Below are 22900 nucleotides of genomic sequence, written 5' to 3'. Positions count from 1 at the left end.
TTTACGGCCGGAGTGCGGTTGATCCGGTCACATCCCGCGGTGATGTGGAACGAGGGTGCAGAGAGGAGGGGGGTGCTTGTCCGGATTGCAGCGGACCGGATCTCAGATAGCGTCTCTGTACCCGTGCAGCAACGCTTCGCGTCAGGTGCTGAACCTCTCGGGCTTTTGGGACTTCCGCTTCGATCCCGGGGATGCCGGGCTCGATGCCGGCTGGGGCGCGGGATTTGCGCCCCAGCGCCCCATAGCGGTGCCCGCCAGCTGGAATGAGCAGTTTGAGGAGGCGCTGGACTATCTCGGTCCGGCCTGGTACCAGACGCGCTTCATCCTGCCCTGGGGGTGGAGCGGGAAAAGGGTGCGCCTGCGCTTCGGCTCTGTGAACTACCTGGCTGCGGTATGGCTCAACGGCGCTCATCTGGGTGAGCACGAGGGCGGCCACCTTCCCTTCGAGTTCGATGCCGCGCCGTACCTGCGCGCCGGGGAGAACCTGTTGGTGGTGAGGGTGGAGGGGGAGCTCGCGCCCGACCGCGTGCCGCCGGGCAGGATACCTCCGGACCCCCGGGACGACTTCCCGCACCGCAACCACCCCGACACCTCCTTCGACTTCTTCCCCTTCTGCGGCATACACCGCCCCGTCGTGCTCTACGCCACGCCCCGCGACGCTATAACCGACCTCACGGTAAGAACCGAACTTGAAGGGACGACGGGGCTCGTGCGCGTGCGGCTGGACCGCACGCCGGGGGATGGGGCGACCGCGCGCCTGTCCCTCAAAGGGCATGGTGCCGAGGTCGCAGAAGAAGTGTCCCTCTCCGGCGAGACGGCGGAGATCGAGCTAACGCTGCCGGATGTTGCGCCGTGGTCTCCGGAGGCGCCCAACCTGTACGAGCTTGCGGCCGAGCTCTCGCGCGGCGGCGAGGTCTTCGACCGCTACTCGCTGCCCGTCGGCGTGCGCACCGTGACCGTCGAGGGAGACGCCCTGCTTATCAACGGGGAGCCGGTGAAGCTAAGGGGCTTCGGGCGCCACGAAGACTTCCCGGTGGCCGGGCGCGGGCTCGTGCCGCCTGCGGTCGTGAAGGACTACGCGCTCATGCGCTGGGTGGGAGCCAACTCCTTTCGCACCTCTCACTACCCGTACTCCGAGGAGGCGATGGACCTCGCCGACCGGCTCGGGTTCCTGGTCATAGACGAGACGCCCGCGGTGGGCCTCTTCTTCGCAGAGGAGGGGCTGGGGAGGCGCCTACAGCTGTGCCGGCAGTACGTTCGGGAGCTTGTGGCCCGCGACAAGAACCGTCCGGCAGTTATCCTGTGGAGCCTGGCGAACGAGCCGCACTCTAAAAGGCCCGGTGCCAAAGAATTCTTCCGCGAGCTCTACGGCCTCACGAAGTCCCTGGACCCGACCCGTCCGGTAACGCTGGCCAGCATGCACGAGGAGGCCGACGAGGCGTTCGAGTTCTGCGACCTGATCTGCCTGAACCGCTACTTCGGGTGGTACACCGAACCCGGCATGCTCGAAGAGGGCTTCGCCAGGCTCTCCGAGGATCTGGACGCCGCGCATGCAAGGTACCACAAGCCCGTGATCGTTACCGAGTTCGGTGCCGACGCCCTGCCCGGCTGCCACTCCCACCCGCCCGAGATGTTCACCGAGGAGTACCAGGCTGAGATGATCTCCGGCTACGTGCGGGTTCTGGAGGAGAAGCCCTACGTCGCCGGACAGCACGTCTGGAACCTGTGCGACTTCAAGACCGCCCAGGAGGCAAGGAGGGTGGGCGGTATGAACCTGAAGGGCGTCTTCACCCGCGACCGCCGCCCCAAGCTGGCGGCCCACCGCCTCAGGCAGTTCTGGAACGCGCGGCACGACGAAGACACGAGAAAGGAGAGAGCATGAACTTCCCGGAAGGTTTCCTGTGGGGCACGGCGACGGCGGCCTACCAGATAGAAGGTGCGGCCGCCGAAGACGGGCGTGGTCCCTCCATCTGGGACACCTTCTCCCATACCCCCGGCAAGGTCTACCGCGGTGACACCGGAGATATAGCGTGCGACCACTACCACCGGCTGGAAGAGGATCTGGATCTGATGGCCGCCCTCGGCCTGAAGGCCTACCGCTTCTCGGTCGCCTGGCCACGCATCCAGCCGGAGGGCAGCGGAGAGGTAAACCGGAAAGGGCTGGACTTCTACCGCAGGCTCGTGGACGGACTCAGGGAGAGGGATATAGAGCCGATGCTCACGCTCTACCACTGGGATCTTCCGCAGGCGCTCGAAGACCGGGGCGGCTGGACGAGCCGCCAGACGAGCGAGCGGTTCGCCGAGTACGCGGGCATCGTCTACGAGGCGCTCTCCGGCTCGGTGAGGTACTGGATCACGCTCAACGAGCCCTGGGTCTCGGCCTGGATGGGCTACGGTATGGGGATGCATGCGCCGGGGAGGAGGGGCACCGGAGAAGCCCTCGCCGCGACGCACCACCTCCTGCTCGGGCACGGGCTCGCGCTGGAAGCGATGCGCGCGCAGGGCGGGAACGACCGGTTCGGTATCACGCTCAACCTCGCGCCCGTGCGGGCGGCCTCGGACGAGCCCGCCGACACAGAAGCGGCCCGGCGCGTGGACGGAAACGCCAACCGGCTCTACCTTGACCCGCTCTTCCGCGGCAGCTACCCGGAGGATATGGTGGAGTACTATCGCGATGCCAGCGACTACGCGTTCGTGCGCGAGGGAGATCTGGAGCGGATCTCCGCTCCCGTGGACTTTCTGGGCGTAAACTACTACATGCGCCACACCGTGATGGACGCCCGCAGGGACTCCCCGGATCTCGCCACCGGCATCCGCTTTCACGGCCTGGGCGCGGCGACGGTCCTGCCGCCCGGCGTCGAGACCACCGCGATGGGCTGGCCCGTGGAGCCGGATGGCCTCACCGAGCTGCTGGTGCGGCTCAAGGACGAGTACACGGAAGACCTGCCCGTCTATGTTACCGAGAACGGATGCGCCGTCTACGACTACGTGGACCCGGAGGGCGGTGTGGACGACGTGGAGCGCATCTCCTTCCTCGACGCTCACTTCCGGGCGGCGCACGAGGCCATCGAGCGCGGCGTGAACCTGCGGGGATACATGGTCTGGTCGCTGCTGGACAACTTCGAGTGGGCCGAAGGGTACTCCAAGCGCTTTGGCATCGTCTTCGTGGACTACGGAACCCAGAGGCGCATCCCCAAAGCGAGCGCCCGCTGGTACCGGGAGGTCATCCGCAAGAACGGCCTGCCGGACGCCGGCCGATAAGCGCTCCGGCGGAGCGGACGTCCCGCAGCGTGCTAAAATCCAGAAGTTCTGTCTTGCGGAAGACGGCTTTTAGAGAGTGAGCGCGCCTTGGGTAGAGGGAGTACTGCGGCAGGCTCCGGCAACGGAGTTCAAACGGTCGAGCGGGCTCTCGACATTCTGGAGCTCTTGAGCCGGCGGAGGGGGGAGCTTGGGGTGAGCGAGATCGGCTCCGAGGTCGGGCTCGCCGGCGGGACGGTGCACCGGCTGCTCTCCACGCTCACCGCGCGCGGTTACGCCCGCCAGAACCCCGCAACCCGCAAGTACGTTCTGGGTCCCAGGGCGCTCACCCTGGCCTCTGCCGTCAGGGAGCGGCTGGGCGTGCTGGCCCGCCCGTTCCTAAGGGAGCTTATGGAGATCAGCGGGGAGTCTGCAAACCTCGCCGCTCTCGACAAGAACTCGATCGTCTACATGGAGCAGGTTCCGGCGCCCCGCATGGTGCGCATGTTCACCGAGCCGGGCAACCGGGTCCCCCCGCACTGCACCGGCACCGGCAAGGTGCTCCTGGCCTACCAGCCCGAAGAGGCGGTGGACTCCATCATCCGCCGGAGTGGGCTGCCGCGCTTCACGCCCCGCACCATAACCGATCCGGACAGGCTCAGGGAGGAGCTCGCGTGCATCCGCGAGCAGGGCTACGCGCTGGACACCGAGGAGATGGAGGAGGGGGTGCGGTGCCTTGCGGCCCCGGTCTTCGCTCCGGACGGCAAGGTTCTGGCTGCGATGAGCATCTCGGGTCCGGCCGGGCGGCTGGATGAGGAGCGTATCCGGGAGCTCATCCCCCACATCCGGCGCATAGCGGAGAGCTTCTCCGCGAGCCTCGACGTCTCGCCGGAGGCCGCCTCCGGAGGCGGGGATGATCCCGGACCGGGGTGAGATGAGGGGCTCCGGGCAGGAACGCCTGTTCGAGGGCGAGACGACGGAGACGGTGGAGCCGCCGGAGAAGGGGCTGTACCTGGGCACATCCGGCTGGTCGTACGCCGACTGGGAGGGCACGCTCTATCCTCCGGGCACGCCGCCCGTAGGGCGGCTGGCGGAGTACGCAAGACACTTCGCCACGGTCGAGATAGATTCCACGTTCTACGGCACACCCCGGCGTTCGACGGTCGAGCGCTGGCGCGCTACCGTGCCGCGGGGGTTTCTCTTTGCGGCCAAGTTCCCGCGCGAAGTCACACACGAGCGCGAGCTGCAGGACGCAGGCGATCCCGCCCGCGCCTTCGTGAGCACCATGGCCGGGCTGGAAGACAAACTCGGACCGCTGCTCGTGCAGCTACCCCCGGGCTTCCGGGCGGATAACATCGGGCGGCTGGAGGATTTCCTGCGCGGACTGCCGCGAGGGTTCCGGTACGCCGTCGAGGTCCGGCACCGGAGCTGGCTGAAGTCCGGGCTGCCGGAGCTCCTCGGCGAGCTCGGGGCAGCGCTCGTGCTCGTGGACAGCCCCGGCATGCCGCGCCAGGAGCTCGCCACAGCGGACTTCGTCTACATCCGCTGGCTCGGCGACCGCCGGGAGTTCCCGGAGGGACACACGCACCCCAAGCGCGACCGCTCGCAGGACCTCCGGTGGTGGTCGGAGCGGGTGGACCGCTTCCTGGAGGAGGGCCGGACGGTCTTCGCTTACGCGAACAACCACTACGAGAACCACAGCCCGAGCACCATAGAGCGGTTTCTGGGGATGAGGGGCGGCTGACCCTGCCGGTGGATTGAAGCCCGCCGGCGTTTTATCTTTAACCCGGAGTCTCTGCCGGATCTCACGCCCGAAAGGAGTTACATGCCGGATCGAGACGCCCGCCGTCTGCAGTACTACGCCCGCCGTCTGGACGAGCTGCGCACCTGGCGCAACGCGCGCGAGCTGCCCATTCGCTACTGGCGGTTCACCGCTCCAGACGGCGAGGTGCGCAAGCTGGAGCTCGGGGATCGCTGGCCGGCCGTGGAGGTGCCGGTATCCTTCTCGGCGAGTGCGGCGGTGCCCGCGGAGTGGAGGGGAGAGCCGGTGGAGCTCGACCTCTGGCTCGGGGGCGAGGGGTTCGTGCGGCTCTCGAACGGCGTGGAGGGCGGATTGGACCCCTTCCACCGGCGCTTCCCCGTTGCGGACTCCGCCGCGGGCGGCGAGCGCGTGGAGATAGAGGCCGAGGTCGTCCCCAAGGGGCTCTTCGGCTCGCACGTGGCCGAACCCAGGCTCACCCGCGCGCACCTCGTCGTGCCCGAGGTAGGGGTGCGGGCGTTGGAGCGGGATCTCTCCGTCATCGTGGAGGCCTGCCGCTACCTCGGAGACCACGAGGCCGTGCCGCTTCTGCTGGATGCGGTGGAGGCCGCTTTCCGGCAGCTGGCGCCGGACTGGCCCTCCCGCACCGATATCGCGCTCGCCCGTTACCGGGAGCGGTACAAGAACACCATGGGCCGCGCCTTCTGGAGCCTGCCGCCGGTCTTCGAGGACGAGGCTCTGGACGTGGAGCAGGAGGGGCTCGAGCTCTGGAGCCTGCCGCCCGGGATTGGGGATCTCGAACCGCTCTCCGAACGGGCGCGGGCGGCCGTCCGGGCCGCCCGCGCGGAAGTGGCCCGGAGGCTGGAGGAGCTCCGGGAAGAGTACCCGCCGGCCGGGCGGCTGGCGCTGAGCGGGCATGCGCACATAGATCTGGCCTGGCTCTGGCCCCTGCAGGAGACCCGGCGCAAGGCGCGGCGCACCTTCTCCAGCGTGCTGCGCCTGATGGAGGAGTACGGGGAGTTCACCTTCAACCAGTCCTCGGCCCGGCTCTATGCCTGGGTCGAGGAGGAGCACCCGGAGCTCTTCGAGCGCATCCGGCGGCGCGTTGCGGAGGGGCGCTGGGAGCCGGTCGGCGGCTCGTGGACGGAGCCGGACTGCCAGATGCCCGGAGGAGAAGCCTTCGTCCGCCAGCTTCTCTACGGCCAGCGGTACTTCGAGGAGAAGTTCGGGCGTCGCTGCAAAGTCGCCTGGCTGCCGGACGCGTTCGGATTCTCGCCGGGCATCCCGCAGCTCCTGCGCGGGGCGGGCCTGAGCGGGTTCTTCACCTGCAAGCTCAAGTGGAACGAGGCCAACCGCTTCCCGCACAACCTCTTCGTCTGGGAGGGGATAGACGGGAGCACCATCACGGCCCACACAATGGAGAACCCCGGTTCGGACTACAACGGCAACGTCGCGCCGTCCGACCTGCTGGGGACGTGGCGCAACTACACGGGCAAGCGGTACCACCCGGAGAGCCTGTTCACCTTCGGCTGGGGCGACGGGGGCGGCGGTCCGAGCCAGAAGATGCTGGAGAACTACGAGCGGCTGCGGGACTTCCCGGCCCTGCCGCGCCTGCGCTCCGTGCGCGTGGAGGACTTCTTCGAGAGCCTGCCGCGCGCCGGGCTGCCGAAGTGGGTCGGGGAGCTGTATCTGGAGCTGCACCGGGGCACGCTCACCTCGCAGGGCCGGGTGAAGAAGCTGAACCGGGAGGCCGAGCACCGGCTGCTGGAGGCCGAAGCGTTCGCCCTCATCGCGGGGTTCTGCGGCTTCGAGTATCCCCGGGAGGAGCTGGAAGGAGTCTGGAAGACGCTGCTTTTGAACCAGTTCCACGACATCCTTCCCGGCTCCTCCATCCGCGAGGTGTATGAGGAGGCCCACCGCCAGCTCGCCGGGGCGGTCGAGAGCGCCACCCGCATCCGGGACGCGGCCCTGCGGCACCTCGCGGAGCGGGTGGAGGAGCCTCAGGAGGCGGATGGCGTGTTGCTCGTGGCGAACGCCGCTCTGCATCCCCGTCCGCTCTCCGCGGTGCTGCCGGAGCTGGAAGGGGGTGAACTGGTGGACGCGCGGGGAGAGCCGCTGCCCGTTCAGAAGACGCGCGACGGTCTGCTCGTGCACGACCCGGGGCGCGAGGTGCCGGGGCTCGGCTGGGTGGCGCTCTTCGTGCGGCGGGGTGCTGAGAGGATGCCCGGGGCCGGTGTCCGCGTCCGGGAATCCGGGGGCGGGGCCGTGCTGGAGAACGGGGAGATCCGGGCCGAGATCGGGCACGACGGAGCGCTGCATAGCCTCTACGACCAGGTTGCGGAGCGTGAGGTGCTGGACGGTCGCGGGAACCTCCTTCTGGCCTGCACCGACAAGCCCCGGGAGTGGGACGCCTGGGACATAGAAGAGCGTTACGAGCTCGAATGCGAAGAGGTCGGCGGGATGGAGGAGGTCCGGGTTACAGAATCCGGGCCGCTCGAGGCGGCGGTGCGCACTACGCGCCGCTGGCGCAGCTCGCGTATCGAGCAGACCTACCGGCTCCGGGCCGGCTCCCGGCGGCTGGATATCGAGACTCGCGTAGACTGGCGCGAGCGGCAGGTGCTCCTGCGGGCGCTCTTCCCGCTGGCCGTGCGCTCGCACGAGGCGACCTTCGAGACGATGTACGGCGCGGTGCGCCGTCCGACCCATCGGAACACCTCCTGGGACGCCGCACGCTTCGAGGTCAGCGCCCACCGCTTCGCCGACCTCTCCGAGACCGGGTACGGGGCCGCGCTGCTGAACGACGGGAAATACGGCCACAGCGCCCGGGACAACGTGCTCGGCATCAGCCTGCTCCGGAGCCCGGTTCACCCGGACCCGACCGCAGATGAGGGCGAGCACCGCTTTACCTACAGCCTCCTGCCGCACGCGGGGGACTGGACGGCGGGCGTGGCGCGCGAGGCGTTCGGCCTGAACAGCCCGCTCTTCGCCGTTGTTCTCGAGCCCGGTTCAGGGAGCGTGCCGGTGGAGTCCGGTCTGGTGCGGAACGAGGGACTGGAGCTCGCGCTCGGGGGCCTCAAGCGGGCCGAGGACGGGGAGGACGTCATCCTGCGCCTCTACGAGCCGCACGGTGCGCGGGGAACGGCCGTCCTGAGGTTTGCCCGGCCGCTCGAGAGAGCGCTCCAGACGAACCTGCTGGAGGAGCTGGAGGAAGAAGTGGCTGTGGAGGGAGACACGATAAGAGTCTCCGTGCGCCCGTTCGAGGTCCTGACGCTGCGCCTCTCCCTCGCCCGTGATAACCTCTAGGTGGTCTGCCCGTGTAGCGGAGAGCCCCGTCGGGTAGAACCCCGTTATGGAGCAGCTCACAGACAACCGCTACCGCACCATCCGGCGCCTCGGCAGCGGGGGCATGTCCGAGGTCTATCTGGCACACGACGAGGTACTGGGACGCAACGTCGCCCTCAAGGTATTGCGCGGGCACCTCGCCGAGGACGAGGAGTTCGTGGAGAGGTTCAGGTACGAGGCCCGGAGTGCGGCTGCGCTCTCGCATCCCAGCATCGTCTCTATCTACGACCGGGGAGAGTCCGGCGGCACGTACTACATAGCCATGGAGTACGTGCCCGGCGGTACGCTCAAGGACCGTATCCGGCGGGATGGGGCCCTGCCGCCTTCTGCGGCAGCCGAGGCGGCGATCCAGATCGCCGGCGCGCTCGAGGCTGCGCACCGGCGGGGGATAGTGCACCGGGACGTCAAGCCGCACAACATACTCATCACCGAATCCGGCGACGTGAAGGTGGGGGACTTCGGCATAGCCCGGGCCGCGTCTGCGGCCCGGGCGACGGCGACGGGCATGATCCTGGGCACGGCCCATTACATCTCGCCCGAGCAGGCTCGCGGCGAGGGGGCCACCCTGCGGAGCGACCTCTACTCTTTGGGCGTCGTGCTCTACGAGATGCTCACCGGGAGGGTGCCCTTCGAGGCCGAGACGCCCGTAGCTCTGGCCGTCAAGCACGCCAGCGAGCCGCCGCGTCCGCCGCGAGAGGTGAACCCGGCCATCCCGCCGGAGCTGGACGCCATCGTACGGCGGCTGCTGGCCAAGGACCCGGAGGAGCGTTACCCGAGCGCGGCCGCGCTCATCCGGGATCTGGAGCTCTTCCTGAGCGGACTCTCCGGGGAGGCGACCCGGATCATGGCTCCGGCGGCGGGCGGGCGTCCGGGGCGGCGCCGGAGGACCGGTCTCTGGGTTGTGGCCTTCGCGGGGCTCTTCCTCCTCTCATTCGCGGGCGCGGTCGGCTGGAGCCTCCTGCAGCCGGCTCAGAGCGCGGATGCCAGGGCGGTGCCGGACCTGCGGGGGCAGACGCTGCAGGAGGCGCGGCAAGCGCTCGGCGGGGACTACGAGCTCGTTGTGGAGGCCACCAGGGACGTTCCCGAGCCCGGGAACACCATCCTGGAGCAGCGCCCCGGCCCCGGATCGCCGCTAGAGCCGGGAGGGGAGATCTCGGTCGTCCTCAGCTCCGGGATGGTGGAGGTTCCGGATGTGGCGGGGGAGCCTGAGGAGGCCGCCCGCCGGGTGCTGGAGGAGGCCGGGCTTGAGGTCCGGGTCGAGACCGGGGAGAGCGGCTCGGTGGCGGAGGGGGACGTGATCCGGCAGGAGCCGGAGGCCGGGGAGATGGCCGCGTTCGGATCTCCCGTAACCATCTTCGTGAGCACCGGAGAGCCGGAGGTGAGGGTGCCCGACCTGGCCGGTATGTCCCTCTCGCAGGCCGTAAGCGCGCTGGAGGCGGCCGGCCTGAGCTTCGGGAGCGAGTCCTACGCTCCGAGCGCCGCCGCGCCGCAGGGAACCGTTATCGCTCAGTCTCCGGCGCCGGGGAGCGCGGTGGAGCCGGGGACGGCCGTGGACGTCACCATCAGCTCCGGCCCGCCTGCAGCCGCAGCCCCGGGGGCGGCCGGTGGAGCCTCGGGCGGCGAGACGACCGTGTACTACCGGGTGCGGCCCGTGCAGCCGCAGGAGCAACGGCCGGACACCGGAGGCTCTCAGCCCGCGCAGCAAGATGAGCCGCCGGGTCAGCCTCCCGGTGAGCAGCAGCGGCCGGACTCCGGCGGTTCTCAGGCGGGGGCGCCGGATCAGAGTGGTTCCTCCCGGACCCAGGGCGAGCAGAGCGTCTTCGAGGACGGCTCGCCGTTCGGTCCCGGCGGCTTCCCGGGACCTGCCCCGGTGCGGCCGCAGCCGGCAGAGGATGACTAGTCTTCGCCGGATTCTTCCGCGAGCTGCCTCAGCTGGCAGAGTATGCGGTGGGTGAGGCCCCAGATCACGTACCGCCCGTCGTAGATGAGGGCGGGCCAGGTGCCGGGGAAGTCCGCGATCTCCACGGGCTCGTCCTCCAGCTCCTCCAGCGGCACCCAGAACGCCTCCTCCACCTCGCTCTCCTGCAGGGGGCCGGGTTCCGCGTCTATGGCGACCACGACGGGGGAGACGGTGAGCCGTCCCGGCATCCTGCGGGGCGAGACGTCGCTCAGGCGGCCCAGGTAGCGCCCCCAGGAGATATCTATCCCGACCTCCTCCAGCGTCTCCCGGCGCGAGGTTTCGTAGGGAGAGGCGTCGTCCGGCTCGCAGCGGCCGCCGGGCAGCGCCATGTGTCCGGACCAGGGGTCGCCGGGCTTCTCGGCGCGCTGGATCACGAGCACCTCCAGGCCCTGGCCCCGTTCGCGCAGCAGCAGGGCGACGGCCGCCCGGCGCGCGGTACCGCTCTCCAGGTGTGGCTCGAACTTCCTCAACGCCCGCGCTATTCTCTCCAGAGTCCCCATCGTCCGCCAGTATACCGGCCCGGGCGGCAGAGAGATGTTATGCTTCCTCTCTGCAGAGTTTGAGAGGGGAGTGTGGCATGAGAGATGAGCGGATCAGGAAGTGGGCCGGGCTTCTGACCGAGTACTCGCTCGGGGTCCGGGAGGGAGATCAGGTCCTGATCTCCGGCTCCGTCCTGGCCGGACCTATCCTCAAGGAGGTTTATGCCGCCGTGCTGGACCGCGGGGCGTACCCGATCCCGCAGGTGACGCTGCCCGGGATGCAGGAGGTCTTCTTCCGCCATGCCAGAGATCGCCACTACGAGAAGATAGCCCCGGCGGTGCGCGGCCTCTACGAGCGGGCCGACGCCTACGTCAATATCCTGGCCCCGGAGAACACCCGCGCGCTGGCCAGCGTAGATCCCAAGAAGCAGCAGGCTATCAGCCTGCGCGACAAGCCCATCCGGGAGATGATCCTTGAGAAGGACCGCTGGATACTCACGCTCTTCCCGACCAATGCGCTGGCGCAGGAGTCAGACATGAGCCTGGAGGATTACGAGGAGTTCGTCTTTGAGGCGATGGCCCTGAACGAGGATGACCCCGTAGAGTTCTGGCGCAGGAAGGAAGAGGCCCAGGCCGGTCTCGTCCGGCGGCTGGAGCGGGCGGACGAGATCCGCATCACGGCTCCCGGGACCGACCTCACGCTCTCCGTGAAGGGCCGGAAGTTCGTCAACAGCGCCGGCCGGCACAATATGCCCTGCGGCGAGGTCTTCACCGGCCCGGTCGAGGACTCGGCCAACGGTCACATCTTCTACAACATCCCCTCGGCCGTGCAGGGACGGGAGGTCTCCGGTGTGCGCTTGAGGTTCGAGAACGGCCGGGTCGTCGAGGCTTCCGCGGAGAAGGGGCAGGAATATCTGGAGGCCATGCTCGACGCGGACGAAGGCGCCCGGTACCTGGGCGAGCTGGGTATCGGGACCAACTACGGCATCCGGCGCCCGACGCGCAACATCCTCTTCGACGAGAAGATCGGGGGCACGGTGCATCTCGCGGTCGGGCAGTCCTACGAGGTGACCGGCGGCAAGAACTCCTCCAGCGTGCACTGGGACATGATCTGCGACCTCCGCGGTGGCGGGGAGCTGTACGCCGACGGTGAGCTGATCCAGAAGGACGGGAAGTTCGTCGGCTACGATCTGTAACTGCCGCCCGGAGGTATACTTGCTGAGGTTCGAGCGGTTCTTCTGGAGGTGGAGCTGAGTTGGACGGCTACCGCACCGGCCCGGCGGAGCGGGCCGGCTGCTGAATCCGTGGAGGTGTTGGGAGGCGTGCGCTACGACGCCGTGTTCCTGGACGTCGACGGCACGATGCTCTGGATGGATCTCGACCTCGAAGGCTACGTGGAAGATCTCGCCCCGTACGCCGCCGGGGAGCTCACCCCGCACCGCGCCGCCCGGCCGGTCCAGGAGGCTCTGCGGGAGTACATACAGGAGAACGTCAGGTACCGCACCGTGGAGGAGCTGAACGGCTTCAAGCACGCCAACGCCCGGCGGACGGCCCGGCTGCTCGGTCTGGACGCGCCTCCCGAAGTCCTTCTGGAGAGCCTGGAGCGCCGCCTCTCCTTCAACCTCTTCCCGGAGACGGTGGAGGTGCTGGAGGAGCTGCGGAAAACGGGGGCGGGCCTCTACGTGGTGTCCAACTGGGACATCCTCCTGGAGGACGTGCTGGAGGAGATGGGCATCCTCGGATACTTCGACGGCCTGATCGTCTCCGCCCTCGTCGGGGCCGAGAAGCCCGACCGGCGTATCTTCCGGGAGGCGCTGCGGGTGAGCCGGACCGATCCCCGCCGGGCTGTGCACGTCGGCAACGATCCGGTAGCCGACGTCCGGGGTGCGGCCGCGTGCGGGATAGACGCCGTGCTCGTGGACCGCAGCGGGGAGGTGGAGGCCCCGGAAGCCGTCGCCACCATACCGGATCTCGGCCGCCTGCCGGAGCTCGTCGGAAGTTAGCCGCTCTAGAAGGAGATACAGGCCGGATATGCTCGAAGAGGAGCTGCATGTAGATTTCGCCCGCATAGAGCGGGCGGTGCGGGAGATACTGCTGGCGATAGGGGAGGACCCGGAGCGCGAGGGTCTCAGGGATACCCCCCGGCGCATCGCCCGGGCCTACGCCTTCCTGTTCGCCGGGCTCGCCGAGGACCCGCGGGCCCATCTGAGCGTCGGGTTTCAGGAGAACCATCACGAGATGGTGCTCGTGAGGGACATCCCGTTCTACTCGATGTGCGAGCACCACCTCATGCCGTTTATCGGGAAGGCCCACGTGGGCTACATCCCGAACGGGAAGGTCGTCGGGCTCTCGAAGCTGGCCCGGGTGGTGGAGGGTTACTCCCGGCGCCCGCAGCTGCAGGAGCGGCTCACGGGGCAGATAGCCGACGCGCTCTACAGGGGGCTCGACGCTCAGGGAACGATCGCCGTCGTGGAGGCCGAGCATCTGTGCTACGACCGGGAGACCGAGATCCTGACCCGGCGGGGATGGGTGCGTTTCGACGAGATGGACGTGGAGGACGAGGTCGCACAGGTCGATCCGGATTCGCTCCGCATGAGCTTCGTGCCGCCTCGGAACCTGGTCCGGTACCGTTACTCGGGACCGATGTACAGATGGCGCAGCGACACCGTCAGCCTGATGGTCACTCCCGAGCATAGGATGGTGTATCGGGCGGAGTGGGATCTCCGGTGGTCCGTAGCTCCGGCCTACGCCATGCCGCCCGCTTTCTATGTGCCCCAGGCGGTAAAGTGGGACGCGCCGGATGTGAGGCGGGTGGATTTCGCCGGCGAGAGCGTGTCCGGAGATGATTTCGCCGCGTTCATGGGGATGTGGCTCTCCGGGGGCTGGATGCGCAGCGACGAACGGGGGGTGGCCGTGAGCCGGAACGCGGAGGGAGGGACAGACGAGATTCGGGCGCTGCTGCAACGGCTGCCCTTCGGTTTCCGCCGGGCCGTGTGTAAGGACCGCTCCGAGCGCGTCCGGTTCGAGTCGGGGCACCGGGGCCTCTACGAGGCGCTGCGCGCCTTCGGGAAGCCTGAAGTGAGGTGCGTGCCTGACGAGATCAAGGGCATGAGCGCCCGGCAGATCGAGCTCTTCCTGCGCTGGCTTGCCCCGGGAGAGGGCCGCATCTACATGTCCGGATCATGCCGCCTGATGGACGATGTACAGGAGCTGCTGCTCCGGGTTGGCGAGACCGGAGCTCTCCGGATTTGCAAGGACCACGCCCGGATAGAGGTTCGAACCCGCGGGGAGCGGCCGGAGGAGGACTGCGGGAGCTGGGGCAGACTCCGGGCCGAGCACCTGGAACGGGTAGACTTCGACGACGAGGTCTTCTGCGTGAGCGTTCCTACCGGAGCCGTTCTGGTGCGCCGGGAGGGGCTTCCGGTCGTGAGCGGCAACTGCATGACGATGCGCGGCGTGCAGAAGCCGGGCAGCATAACCGTCACCTCCGCCGTGCGCGGAATCTACGCCAGAGACGAACGCTCCCGGCAGGAAGCGATGGCGCTCATCTCACGCGGGAGGTAGCCGCTACCCGCCGGAGCCCTTGGCGGCCGGCTCGACGAAGATGTGCCGGGCCAGCTCCAGGCTGATGATGTGGCGGTCACCGCCGGTCTCTATGACCAGCGGACCGTCGAAGGGATGGCGGCCCGTGACCTCCAGCTCCACGCCCAGGGTCAGCCCGATCTTTGAGAGATAGGAGAGCATCTTCGGGTCCCGGTCCAGAACGCGCCGGACGGCGACCCGCTCGCCGATCTGCACGCTCTCCAGCGGGACGTAGTCCTGCTCCTCGATCTCGCCGTCCTTGGTCGGGATCGGCGAGCCGTGCACGTCCACCGTGGGGTAGCCTAGCAGCTGGTCCACCCGGTCCTCGAAGTACTCTGATATCACGTGCTCTAGCCTCTCAGCCTCAGCGTGTACCTTGTCCCAAGGGTACCCGAGCGCCCGGGCGAGGTAGAGCTCGATCAAGCGGTGGTGCCGCAGCACCTCAAGCGCGATCTTCTCTCCCTCCCCGGTGAGCGTGACGCCCTTGTACGGCTGCCGCTCGACCAGACCGAGGTCCGCCAGCCGCTTGACCATGTTCGTCGCCGAGGCGTCGGCCACGCCCATCAGCTCGGCCAGCCGCGAGGTGCTGGCCTTGCCCTCGGTCTGCTCCAGCTCGTATATGAACTTTATGTAGTCCTGCATGGCCTTCGTCAGAGCCATTGCGGTTGCCTCCGGACGTGACGGTCAGGGCATGCTAAAGCCGAACCCCAAGTATATAGCCGGGGCCGGGGCGCTACAACCCTCCTACTCTTCCCCGGCCTCTATCTCCACGCCCTCAAACTCAACCGTGGCAGCCTGAGTGAAGACCTTGCCCTCACCGTCCTCCGACCCGTGGCGGTTGAACCGCGGCGGCTCCAGATCCACCTTCAGCGTGTACGTCCCGCTCTCCGGGAGGCTGAAGTTGTTGGCGTAGTGGTAGAACTCACCGTAGTAGAACTCTAGCTCCTTGCTCTCCACCTCCCGCCCGGACTCGTCGAGCACCGTGAGCGTTATGCTCATCTCCGGGATGAGCAGCCCCGTGTCCGGGTCGAAGGGCAGAACTTCGATGTGGTTGGTCTCGCCGGCCTCCGGCTCGCGCCACCGGAGCCGGTTGGGCTCCCCCTCCCACCAGCCCTCGGCCGGCTCCACGATGTACCCGACCAGATACGGCCCGACCTCTTTGAGACCGCCCTCACTGGAGATCTCCTCCTGCGCGATGGCATAGGAGTCCACGATCCCCTGGAAGTCATCCTGAGCCGGCCCGGCGACCGTGGTGCCCGCCGTCGTCCCCCCGGTAGTACCCCCCGCCGTGGTGCCCGCCGTGGTGCCGCCCGTAACCTCCGTGGTGGCCCCGCCGGTCTCCCCGGTCGCCTCCACCCCTTCCTGGTTCCCCCCGCACGCCGCGAACATACCCACCAGAATCGCCAAAACCCCCGCCGCTAACGCGCGACCAGCTATGCCCGCCAAATATCTCCCTCCTTGATGTCCCCTGTCTCGTAATGACAGCCATTTGCAATAAAGCGGCTATCAGGGTACTCTTCCGGGCGGGTCCGGTCAAGCGCCGGGCCTTCGCTGCGGGAGTTTTGGAGAAGGGGGTGTTTTGGGCCGGGTTTCGGATGGGAGGCTCGGGGGGCTTCAGGCTCCGGGTCCGGTTTAGGGAGATTCTCCGGTGGGGGTGATCTTCGTTCTGATCGCGCTCTATCTGCCGGGGCATTTCCTCGGCGGCGGGCTCGCGCGCAAGGGGGACGGTCTGGCGGAGGTCTTACTGCTGCGGGTGTGTGCTGCGGCGGCCGTTGCGTGCCCGGTGCTCGTGGCGCTGGCGCTGCTCGGGCGGTTCGAGGCCCCGGTTATCGCCGGGGTACTGCTGGCGGTGGCCGGGGTGATATGGCTCTTTCGCCGGAGGGGCGGTTACCGGCCCCGGTTCTTCCGGTGGGATCTCGCCCCGGCGGGGCTTGGGGCTCTGGGTGCGGTGCTCTACTCGCGTCCGGCGGAGTACGTAATCAACGACCGCGACCCCGGGGTCTACACCATCGTCGGCGCGAAGCTGGCTCGAACCGGGGAGCTGTTTACGAGGGATCCGCTCGTGGCCGCCATAGCGCCCTTCCACGAGTTCCACGCCGCCACCAAGTACCCCGGCTTCTACATATTAGGGGAGGGTTTGATCGTGCCCCAGTTCTTCCCGGGGCCTTTCGTCTGGCTGGGGGTCGGGAACCTGATGGGCGGCGTCCAAGCCGGGCTCTTCTGGGTGGTGCCGGTCTTCGGGGCGCTCTCCGTTGCGGTCGCCTTCCTGCTCGGCCGGGAGCTGTTCGGGCGGTGGGCCGGGATGCTGGGGGCGGCCCTGCTCGCGGTGGGCTATACGCAGGTGTGGTGGGCGCGCCATCCGTCGAGCGAGGTGATCTCGCAGTTCTTCATCCTCGGCGGGCTGTGGCTCGCCGCCCGGTTCGCGAGCGGCGGCCGCGCGCGCGAGGGGGTTCTGGCCGGGGCCCTGCTCGGCGGGGCGATGCTCGTGCGGGTGGATGCCTTCCTCGCGGCGAGCGCCGTACCCCTCCTGGTGGGCTACGACCTGCTCCGGGGCGGGACCGCGCGGCGCTGGCTTCCGCTCTGCATCCCGCTGGCGCTCTTCGCCGGGGCGGCGCTGCTCTACGCTACCACGCTTGGGGGGCGCTACCTGGAGCTGATCCGGGAGAACCACGGGCTGGGGCGGGCCCTGGAGCTGGCCCCGCACATAGTAGCAGCCGTCGGGCTGCTCGCCGCTCTGCTCCTGCTCGCCCGGCGCGGCGGCGCGGCGGGCCGGCTGGCGGCGCATGGGCGGAGCCTCGCGCTCCTCTGGGCGGCGGCCCTCGTAGGAGCCGCCCTCTGGGCGTACTTCCTGAGACCCGGAGACCCGCCGGTTCTCCCGGAGGGTTCGGTGCCCTTCAGGGCGTACGACGAGCACGTCGCGGTCCGCATGGTCTGGTTCCTGACCCCCGCGGTGGCAGCCCTGGGGCTTGCGGGCTTCCTGCTCGCCGCCCGCCGGTTGACCCCGGGACGCTTCATCTTCCTGGGGGCCGCCGCCAGCTTCGCCGTCCTGTACGTCGCCCTCCCGAACGTGGCGCCGGACCTCCCCTGGGCCACCCGCCGCTTCGTTCCGGCCGTCTTCCCGGGGCTCTGCCTGCTCGCCGGGTACGCCGTCGCGGAAGCGGGGCGGTTCGCGGCGCGGTGGAGGCCGCTCGCCGGGGTTGCCTGCGCGGCGGCGTTGGCTGCGCTCGCACTCGGCTGGACCGTACACACCGCCTGGCCGGTCTACGGCGTGCAGGAGCTGCGCGGGGGAGTAGAAGGGTTCGAGCGGGTCAACGCCGCCATACCCGAGGCCCGCGTCGTCTTCGTGGAGCTGCCGGGCCGTCCGGACGACTACGGGGCTCCGCTGGAGTACCTGCACGGGCGGCCGGTGCTCGCCTACGACTCGAAACGCTTCCGGGAGGAGCTGGATGCGCTGCGCGCCGCCGGGCTGCTAGAGGACGCGATCTACGTGACGGTCGACGGGCTGCCCGCCCCGAGCATCCACGGCCTGGAGATGATCGAGCTCGCGCGCGAAGAGGTGACGCTTCCGCGCCTCCGGCCGGAGTACGAGCGCGTCCCGAGTGGCACCTACGAGCTGCAGGTCGTCTTCAGGGTCTACCGGCTGGAGGATGGGGGATGAAGTTGCGGCTCCTGCTGCTTCTCGCCGGGTTTGCGGTGCTGCTGGCGGCGGCGGTGGCGGTCTCCCCGGAGGCCGTGCGGCAGGCCGTGTACCACGCGTTGCGCAACCCCCTCGGGCTCTCGCTGGCGTTCGCCGCCTACACGGGGGCGTTCGTACTGCGGGCGCTCGCCTGGCGGGAGCTGCTCCGAGACCGGATCCCGCTGCGGTGGCTGTTCTCTCTGCTGCTCGCCGCCCTCTTCCTGAACCATGCGGCTCCGGCCAAGGCCGGGGACTTCGCCCGCATGTACGCAGCGGCCCGGCGCGGCGTTCCGGCGGAGCGGGCCGTGGCGAGCGTGGTGCTCTCGCGGGTGGCAGACCTCCTCGGCCTGCTGGTGGTGCTCGCCGGAGCCTGGGCGCTCGCCGGTGGCGCGCGGTGGGGAGCTGTCGCTCTGCCCGCGGCGGTGGTGCTGGCCGGCTGGGGCGGGCTCTGGCTGCTCGCCCGCATCGAGCTGCCCTCCGGGGTGGCCCGGCGCGCTGCCCGGCTGCAGGCGGCGCTGCGGGAGACCACCGGGGCGGCGCTGCTGCGGGCCCTCGCGTTCGCGGCGTCGGCCTGGGTGCTGGAGGCCGGCATCCTGCTCTTCGTGGCGCGGGGGCTGGGGATGGACCTCCCGCTCTCCGCGGTGGTCGCCGCCTCGTGTTTAGCCGTGCTCGCGGCCGCCGTTCCCCTCACCCCGGGGAGCGTCGGAACCTACGAGGCCGGGATGGTGGCCGCGCTGGTGGCGCTCGGCCAGGGGGCGTCCCTGGCGCTGGCCGCGGCCGTAATCTCCCACGCCCTGAAGTTCTTCTACGCCCTCGCCGCTGCTCCCTGCGCGCTCGGCGAGGGGGTCTCCGTCGCGCAGGCTAGAGAGGTGAGAGATGCGTCCCGCGTCCGGGTTTGAGATAGTTGCCGCGAGGGTCTGGAATGTCCTCAACGAGGGCAAGTCCTTCCATCCCGTCTTCGTGCTGGGGACCTTCCTGCTGCTCCACGTCCCCGAACTGGGGAGCGCGGAGTTCTGGGCGCGGGCGCTGCCCGCGCTGGCAGTTGCATCTCCTTTGGTAGCTCTCTTCGTCTACTACGACTTCCCGCTGCGGCTGCGGTGGACTCTGTGGGCGTACCTCGCCGCCTTCCTGCTCCTCTTCCGGTTCGCCGACCTCGCGGCCCTCGTCCTCGCGCTCGGCCTCTACATATTTTTCACCGTCTTCTTCTGGGGGACGCTCTACTACCACCTGCGCACCGGGGCCCCGAGGACCAACTTCCTGCGCTTCTGGAGGCTGGTGCTGGAGAACCCGGACTCCACCAGCGGCAACTTCCTGGAGCAGGTGCCGAAGGCCCTGATCTCGCTCTTCACCCTCCAGTACCTCGTCTCAGAACCGCTGACGTGGGGGCGGGCGGGGCTCGCGCTCGGGTTCACCGCGGCGCTCGCCACCGCGAGCTACGTTTTGCACCGGCGCTTCTTCGATTGGAAGCCCGTCTACCCGGCAGAACCCACACGGGACGTGAACCGGGGCCGCCCGCTGGCGCGGCGCGTGATCGTCGTCGTGATAGACGGCTGCCGGCTGGACCGCTTCCACCAGGCTAGGAAGCCATACCTGGAGAGGATGATGGCCTCCGGGACCGTCTACACCACCGTGGAGACCGTCTACCCGGCGCGCACCGTCGTCTGTTTCTCCTCTATGCTGACCGGCGCGCCGCCGGAGGCGCACGGCATCTCCTCCAACCTCGTGCTGAAACTGGGTCTCAGGGTGGAGAGCGTCTTCGACGCGCTGCGCCGGGCCGGGAGGAAGGGGCGGCTGGTCGGGATAGCCCACCTCATAGACGCCTTCGGGGACGACGTGGCGAGCGTTACGAGCGTGGCGCACAACGACCGGATAGACCAGAACCTCATCGCCGCCGCCAAGCGGGAGCTGGAGGAGCAAGATCCGGACCTGCTCGTGCTGCAGCTGCTCGCGGTAGACCAGAACGGCCACGTGCGGGGCACCTACTACCCGGAGTACGTAGAGCGGATCGAGATCACCGACCGCCTCATCGAGGGCTTCATGCGCTGGTGCGAGGAAAGGGGCTACCTGGACGGGGAGACCGCCGTGATCCTGATGGCCGACCACGGGCAGGGCATCGGCATCGGAGCCCACGGCCACCTCTCAGAGGGCGAGCGCTACGTGCCGTTCGCCCTGTGGGGCGCCGGGATCGCGCCCGGCAGAGTGGTCGAGGAGCCGGCCTCCATCCTGGACCTCGCGCCCACGATCTGCTACCTGCTCGGCGTCGAGCCGCCAGACGGCTCGGTCGGCCGGGTGCTGAAGGACGCGCTCGCCGGGGAGCGGGTGAGGTGAGCGCCGGGCTCCTGGCCGTCGTCGTCCCGGCGAAGGACGAGGAAGCCACGATCGGCGAGCTGCTGGAGCGGATCTCCCGCGTCCAGATCCCAGGCTACATGCTGCGCACCTTCGTGGTGGACGACGGCTCGGCAGACCGGACGGCGGAGATCGCCCGAACCCGAGGCGCGACCGTGATCCCGCACCCCGCAAACCAAGGGCTCGGAGCGGCACTGCGGACCGGGCTGCGCGCCGCCGTGGAGGCCGGAGCGGATGCCGTAGCCTACCTTGACGCCGACCTGGAATACCACCCGGAGGACATCCCGCGCCTGGTGGAACCCGTCCTCGCAGGCCGGGCGGACTACGTGCTCGGGAGCCGCTTCCTGAACGGAGCGCGGGGGATGAAGCTCCACCGGCGGCTGGGTAACCACGCGTTCACCACCCTGCTCAGAGCCCTCGCCCGGTGCCCGATCTCCGACGGCCAGACCGGGATGCGAGCCTTCTCCAAAGAAGCCGCCTCCCGGGCCGAGATCATCCACGACTATAACTACGCCCAGATCCTTACCCTCGACCTGCTGCGTAAAGGATTCCGCCTGGAAGAGGTGCCGGTCCAGTACTCCACCCGCCGCTACGGACTCTCCTTCGTAAACTGGTGCTACCCCCTGAAAGTCCTGCCCGCCATCTGGCGCGAACTGCGTACACCATGAACGCCTTGCCACTCACCGCAAACCCGTGCGATACTGTAAGTAACTATAAGTTACAAACGGCTTACATTGTAACGATTTCGTGTGGCAAGCTCATGCGTGAGAGTTACGAGCGGAGGTGTTATGGGACGCAGGGGCATCTTCTGGGCCGGGATGATGCTGGCTTTAGTGGTGGCGGCGTATACGGTACCGTATACGCTGCTCTCCGGGGTGGATGCATGGTACGGAGCGTTTCTGTTCTGGGTGTTGTTTGGGCTGGCGGCGATCGGGGTGAACGCTGCGATCTCCCGGAGCTGGAGGGACTAGGGTGGAGGTAGGTCTGGTCTGGCTGGCGATCGGGGTCTATGTTCTGCTCGGGGCCGGGGTGGCGGTTCTGGCTCGGGGCGGGTTCGTCGGGGATCTCTCGGACTACTTCCTGTGGCGCCGTTCGATGGGCGGGGTCGTGGCGGCGCTGAGCTACAGCGCGACCACGTTCAGCGCGTTCATGATGGTGGGGCTTGCGGGGCTGACCTATGCTGGCGGTGTGGGGGCCTTGGGGTTCGAGATGATCTACATCTCCGGTCTGGTGCTGGTGGCGTTCTTCGGGCCGCGCTTTCTCTTGGCGGGCAAGAGGTTCGGGTATGTGACGCCGTCGGAGATGCTCGGCGACCGCTACGCGAGCCGGGCCGTGGCGGCGGTTACGGCGCTGGCCAGCTGCGTCTTTCTGATACCCTACAGCGCGGTGCAGCTCGCCGGGATCGGGTATCTCCTGGAGGGCACGACGGGCGGGGCGATCCCGTTCACCACCGGGACGCTCGTAGCCACGGTGCTCGCCGTCGTCTTCGCGCTGGTGGCGGGGATCCGCTCCGTCGCCTGGACGGACGCGCTGCAGGTAGTCATCATGTTCGTCTCGGCATCGGTGGCCGTGGCGCTGGTGGTGAACGCTTTGGGCGGGTTTGGGGAGTTCTTCGGGCGGCTCGCCGCGGAGCGGCCGGGGTCTTTGAGCGTGCCCGGGAGGGACGGGTACTTCAGCTTCAGCGTGTTTCTGGGGCTCACGCTGCCGTGGTTCTTCTTCAGCATCTCAAACCCGCAGGTCAGCCAGCGGCTCTTCATGCTCGGCTCGCTGCGGAACCTGCGCAGGATGCTGCTGGGGTTCTTAGCCTTCGGGTTCGTCTACACGCTGGTGGCCGTGCTGTGGGGCTATGCTGCGCTGCTGGAGTTCCCCGAGCTGGAGTCGCCGGATACGGCCTCTCCGGCGCTCATAGCTTCCGGACTCGTGCCGCCGGTGGTGAGCGTGCTGCTCATCGTGGGGATTCTGGCTGCGGCGATCTCCACCATAGACTCCATCCTGCTCACGCTCGCCTCGATGGTGGCGCGCGACGTGTATGGGGTCTCCCGGGCCGCGCCGGACGACGCCCGGCAGCTTGCGGTCGGGAAGGTCGTGATCCCGCTGATCGCGGTCCTGGCACTGCTCTTCGCCGGGTTGCGTCTGGACCTGATCGCGGTCCTCGCCGTTTCGTCTTCTGCGGGGTTGTTGGTCACCGTGCCCGCGATTATCGGGGCGTTCTTCTGGAAGCGGGGCACGGCCGCCGGGGTGCTTGCGAGCATCGTCGGGGCCGGGCTGCTGGTCGTGCTGCTGGAGCTCACGCAGGTACGGCCGCTAGGTCAGGCCTCCGGTGTCTGGGGGCTGCTCGCCGCGAGCGCCCTCTACGTGGGCGTCAGCCTCATCACCCGTCCGCCGCGGGAGCGGGCCGAGGAGTTCATCGGGTACCTGCGGGGCGCGCTGCGAGATAAGGGGGCGGCTTAGCGCCGTTCCGGAGCGAACGGTGTTCTATGATTGGTGCGTGGACCTTGCCGGTGGGAACATGCTGCGGG

Annotated in this window: 17 protein-coding genes and 2 pseudogenes; 16 read left to right on the top strand and 3 right to left on the bottom strand. The window is 68.7% G+C overall.

Annotation, left to right across the window (positions count from 1 at the left end; translation table 11 throughout):
- Positions 1 to 76 precede the first annotated feature (76 nt).
- From uidA to E0L93_RS12280, 6 genes are all read left to right on the top strand, one after another.
- Positions 77 to 1882 carry a beta-glucuronidase gene (gene uidA, locus E0L93_RS12305; protein ID WP_165874344.1) on the top strand — a complete coding sequence of 602 codons (1806 nt, stop codon included), beginning with the start codon at positions 77 to 79 and terminating at the stop codon, positions 1880 to 1882.
- Entirely contained in the window at positions 1879 to 3261 is a 1383-nt protein-coding gene (locus E0L93_RS12300) for a GH1 family beta-glucosidase (protein ID WP_132692357.1), read from the top strand. The genes uidA and E0L93_RS12300 overlap by 4 nt, the downstream gene beginning before the upstream one ends.
- Positions 3262 to 3348: 87 nt before the next feature.
- Positions 3349 to 4170, top strand: a complete 822-nt coding sequence (locus tag E0L93_RS12295) for an IclR family transcriptional regulator (RefSeq protein ID WP_132692355.1) — start codon at positions 3349 to 3351, stop codon at positions 4168 to 4170.
- Positions 4151 to 4981, top strand: coding sequence for a DUF72 domain-containing protein (locus E0L93_RS12290; protein WP_132692353.1), 831 nt, complete (start codon positions 4151 to 4153; stop codon positions 4979 to 4981). The genes E0L93_RS12295 and E0L93_RS12290 overlap by 20 nt, the downstream gene beginning before the upstream one ends.
- 81 nt (positions 4982 to 5062) lie before the next feature.
- Positions 5063 to 8299: an alpha-mannosidase gene (locus E0L93_RS12285; protein ID WP_132692351.1), complete on the top strand. Its 3237-nt coding sequence runs from the start codon at positions 5063 to 5065 to the stop codon at positions 8297 to 8299.
- A gap of 46 nt (positions 8300 to 8345) precedes the next feature.
- Entirely contained in the window at positions 8346 to 10238 is a 1893-nt protein-coding gene (locus E0L93_RS12280; protein WP_132692349.1) for a protein kinase domain-containing protein, read from the top strand.
- Here E0L93_RS12280 and E0L93_RS12275 read toward each other — a convergent pair.
- Entirely contained in the window at positions 10235 to 10798 is a 564-nt protein-coding gene (locus E0L93_RS12275) for an NUDIX hydrolase (RefSeq protein ID WP_132692347.1), read from the bottom strand. The two genes, E0L93_RS12280 and E0L93_RS12275, sit on opposite strands and share 4 nt — an antisense overlap.
- A 77-nt stretch (positions 10799 to 10875) precedes the next feature.
- Here E0L93_RS12275 and E0L93_RS12270 point away from each other — a divergent pair, with 77 nt between their 5' ends.
- The 4 genes and pseudogenes from E0L93_RS12270 to E0L93_RS16655 all read left to right on the top strand — a co-directional run.
- A complete protein-coding gene (locus E0L93_RS12270; RefSeq protein ID WP_132692345.1) occupies positions 10876 to 11973 on the top strand; it encodes an aminopeptidase in 1098 nt (365 codons plus the stop codon).
- A 108-nt stretch (positions 11974 to 12081) separates the two neighbouring features.
- A complete protein-coding gene (locus tag E0L93_RS12265; RefSeq protein ID WP_132692343.1) occupies positions 12082 to 12780 on the top strand; it encodes an HAD family hydrolase in 699 nt (232 codons plus the stop codon).
- Between the two features lie 28 nt (positions 12781 to 12808).
- A pseudogene (gene folE / locus E0L93_RS16660) lies at positions 12809 to 13267 on the top strand (GTP cyclohydrolase I FolE); the annotation flags it as partial.
- Between the two features lie 948 nt (positions 13268 to 14215).
- Positions 14216 to 14341, top strand: a pseudogene (locus tag E0L93_RS16655) (GTP cyclohydrolase I); the annotation flags it as partial.
- A 3-nt stretch (positions 14342 to 14344) separates the two neighbouring features.
- Here the strand turns inward: E0L93_RS16655 and E0L93_RS12250 are convergent.
- Both E0L93_RS12250 and E0L93_RS12245 read right to left on the bottom strand, forming a co-directional pair.
- On the bottom strand, positions 14345 to 15019 hold the full coding sequence (locus E0L93_RS12250) for a metal-dependent transcriptional regulator (RefSeq protein ID WP_207890472.1): 675 nt from the start codon (positions 15017 to 15019) through the stop codon (positions 14345 to 14347).
- 84 nt (positions 15020 to 15103) lie between these two features.
- Entirely contained in the window at positions 15104 to 15805 is a 702-nt protein-coding gene (locus E0L93_RS12245; RefSeq protein ID WP_132692341.1) for an iron transporter, read from the bottom strand.
- Between the two features lie 208 nt (positions 15806 to 16013).
- Between E0L93_RS12245 and E0L93_RS12240 the strand changes: the two genes are divergently transcribed.
- The 6 genes from E0L93_RS12240 to E0L93_RS12215 all read left to right on the top strand — a co-directional run bounded on the left by E0L93_RS12240 (position 16014) and on the right by E0L93_RS12215 (position 22832).
- Positions 16014 to 18017, top strand: a complete 2004-nt coding sequence (locus tag E0L93_RS12240; RefSeq protein ID WP_132692339.1) for a glycosyltransferase family 39 protein — start codon at positions 16014 to 16016, stop codon at positions 18015 to 18017.
- Positions 18014 to 18934: a lysylphosphatidylglycerol synthase transmembrane domain-containing protein gene (locus E0L93_RS12235; RefSeq protein WP_132692337.1), complete on the top strand. Its 921-nt coding sequence runs from the start codon at positions 18014 to 18016 to the stop codon at positions 18932 to 18934. The genes E0L93_RS12240 and E0L93_RS12235 overlap by 4 nt, the downstream gene beginning before the upstream one ends.
- On the top strand, positions 18912 to 20363 hold the full coding sequence (locus tag E0L93_RS12230) for an alkaline phosphatase family protein (RefSeq protein ID WP_132692335.1): 1452 nt from the start codon (positions 18912 to 18914) through the stop codon (positions 20361 to 20363). Before E0L93_RS12235 ends, E0L93_RS12230 begins: the two co-directional genes overlap by 23 nt.
- Positions 20360 to 21049: a glycosyltransferase family 2 protein gene (locus E0L93_RS12225; protein ID WP_207890471.1), complete on the top strand. Its 690-nt coding sequence runs from the start codon at positions 20360 to 20362 to the stop codon at positions 21047 to 21049. The genes E0L93_RS12230 and E0L93_RS12225 overlap by 4 nt, the downstream gene beginning before the upstream one ends.
- Before the next feature lie 120 nt (positions 21050 to 21169).
- Positions 21170 to 21352: a hypothetical protein gene (locus E0L93_RS12220; RefSeq protein ID WP_132692333.1), complete on the top strand. Its 183-nt coding sequence runs from the start codon at positions 21170 to 21172 to the stop codon at positions 21350 to 21352.
- Position 21353: 1 nt separating this feature from the next.
- The gene (locus E0L93_RS12215; RefSeq protein ID WP_132692331.1) at positions 21354 to 22832 is read left to right on the top strand and encodes a sodium:solute symporter family protein; all 1479 of its coding nucleotides are present in this window, start codon (positions 21354 to 21356) and stop codon (positions 22830 to 22832) included.
- The last annotated feature ends 68 nt before the right edge of the window (positions 22833 to 22900 follow it).

This window comes from Rubrobacter taiwanensis, assembly GCF_004337705.1.
In the GTDB taxonomy this organism is placed as follows: domain Bacteria; phylum Actinomycetota; class Rubrobacteria; order Rubrobacterales; family Rubrobacteraceae; genus Rubrobacter_C; species Rubrobacter_C taiwanensis.
The sequence above is the reverse complement of the archived record's forward strand: the minus strand, read 5'-3'. Positions and strand labels throughout refer to the sequence as shown.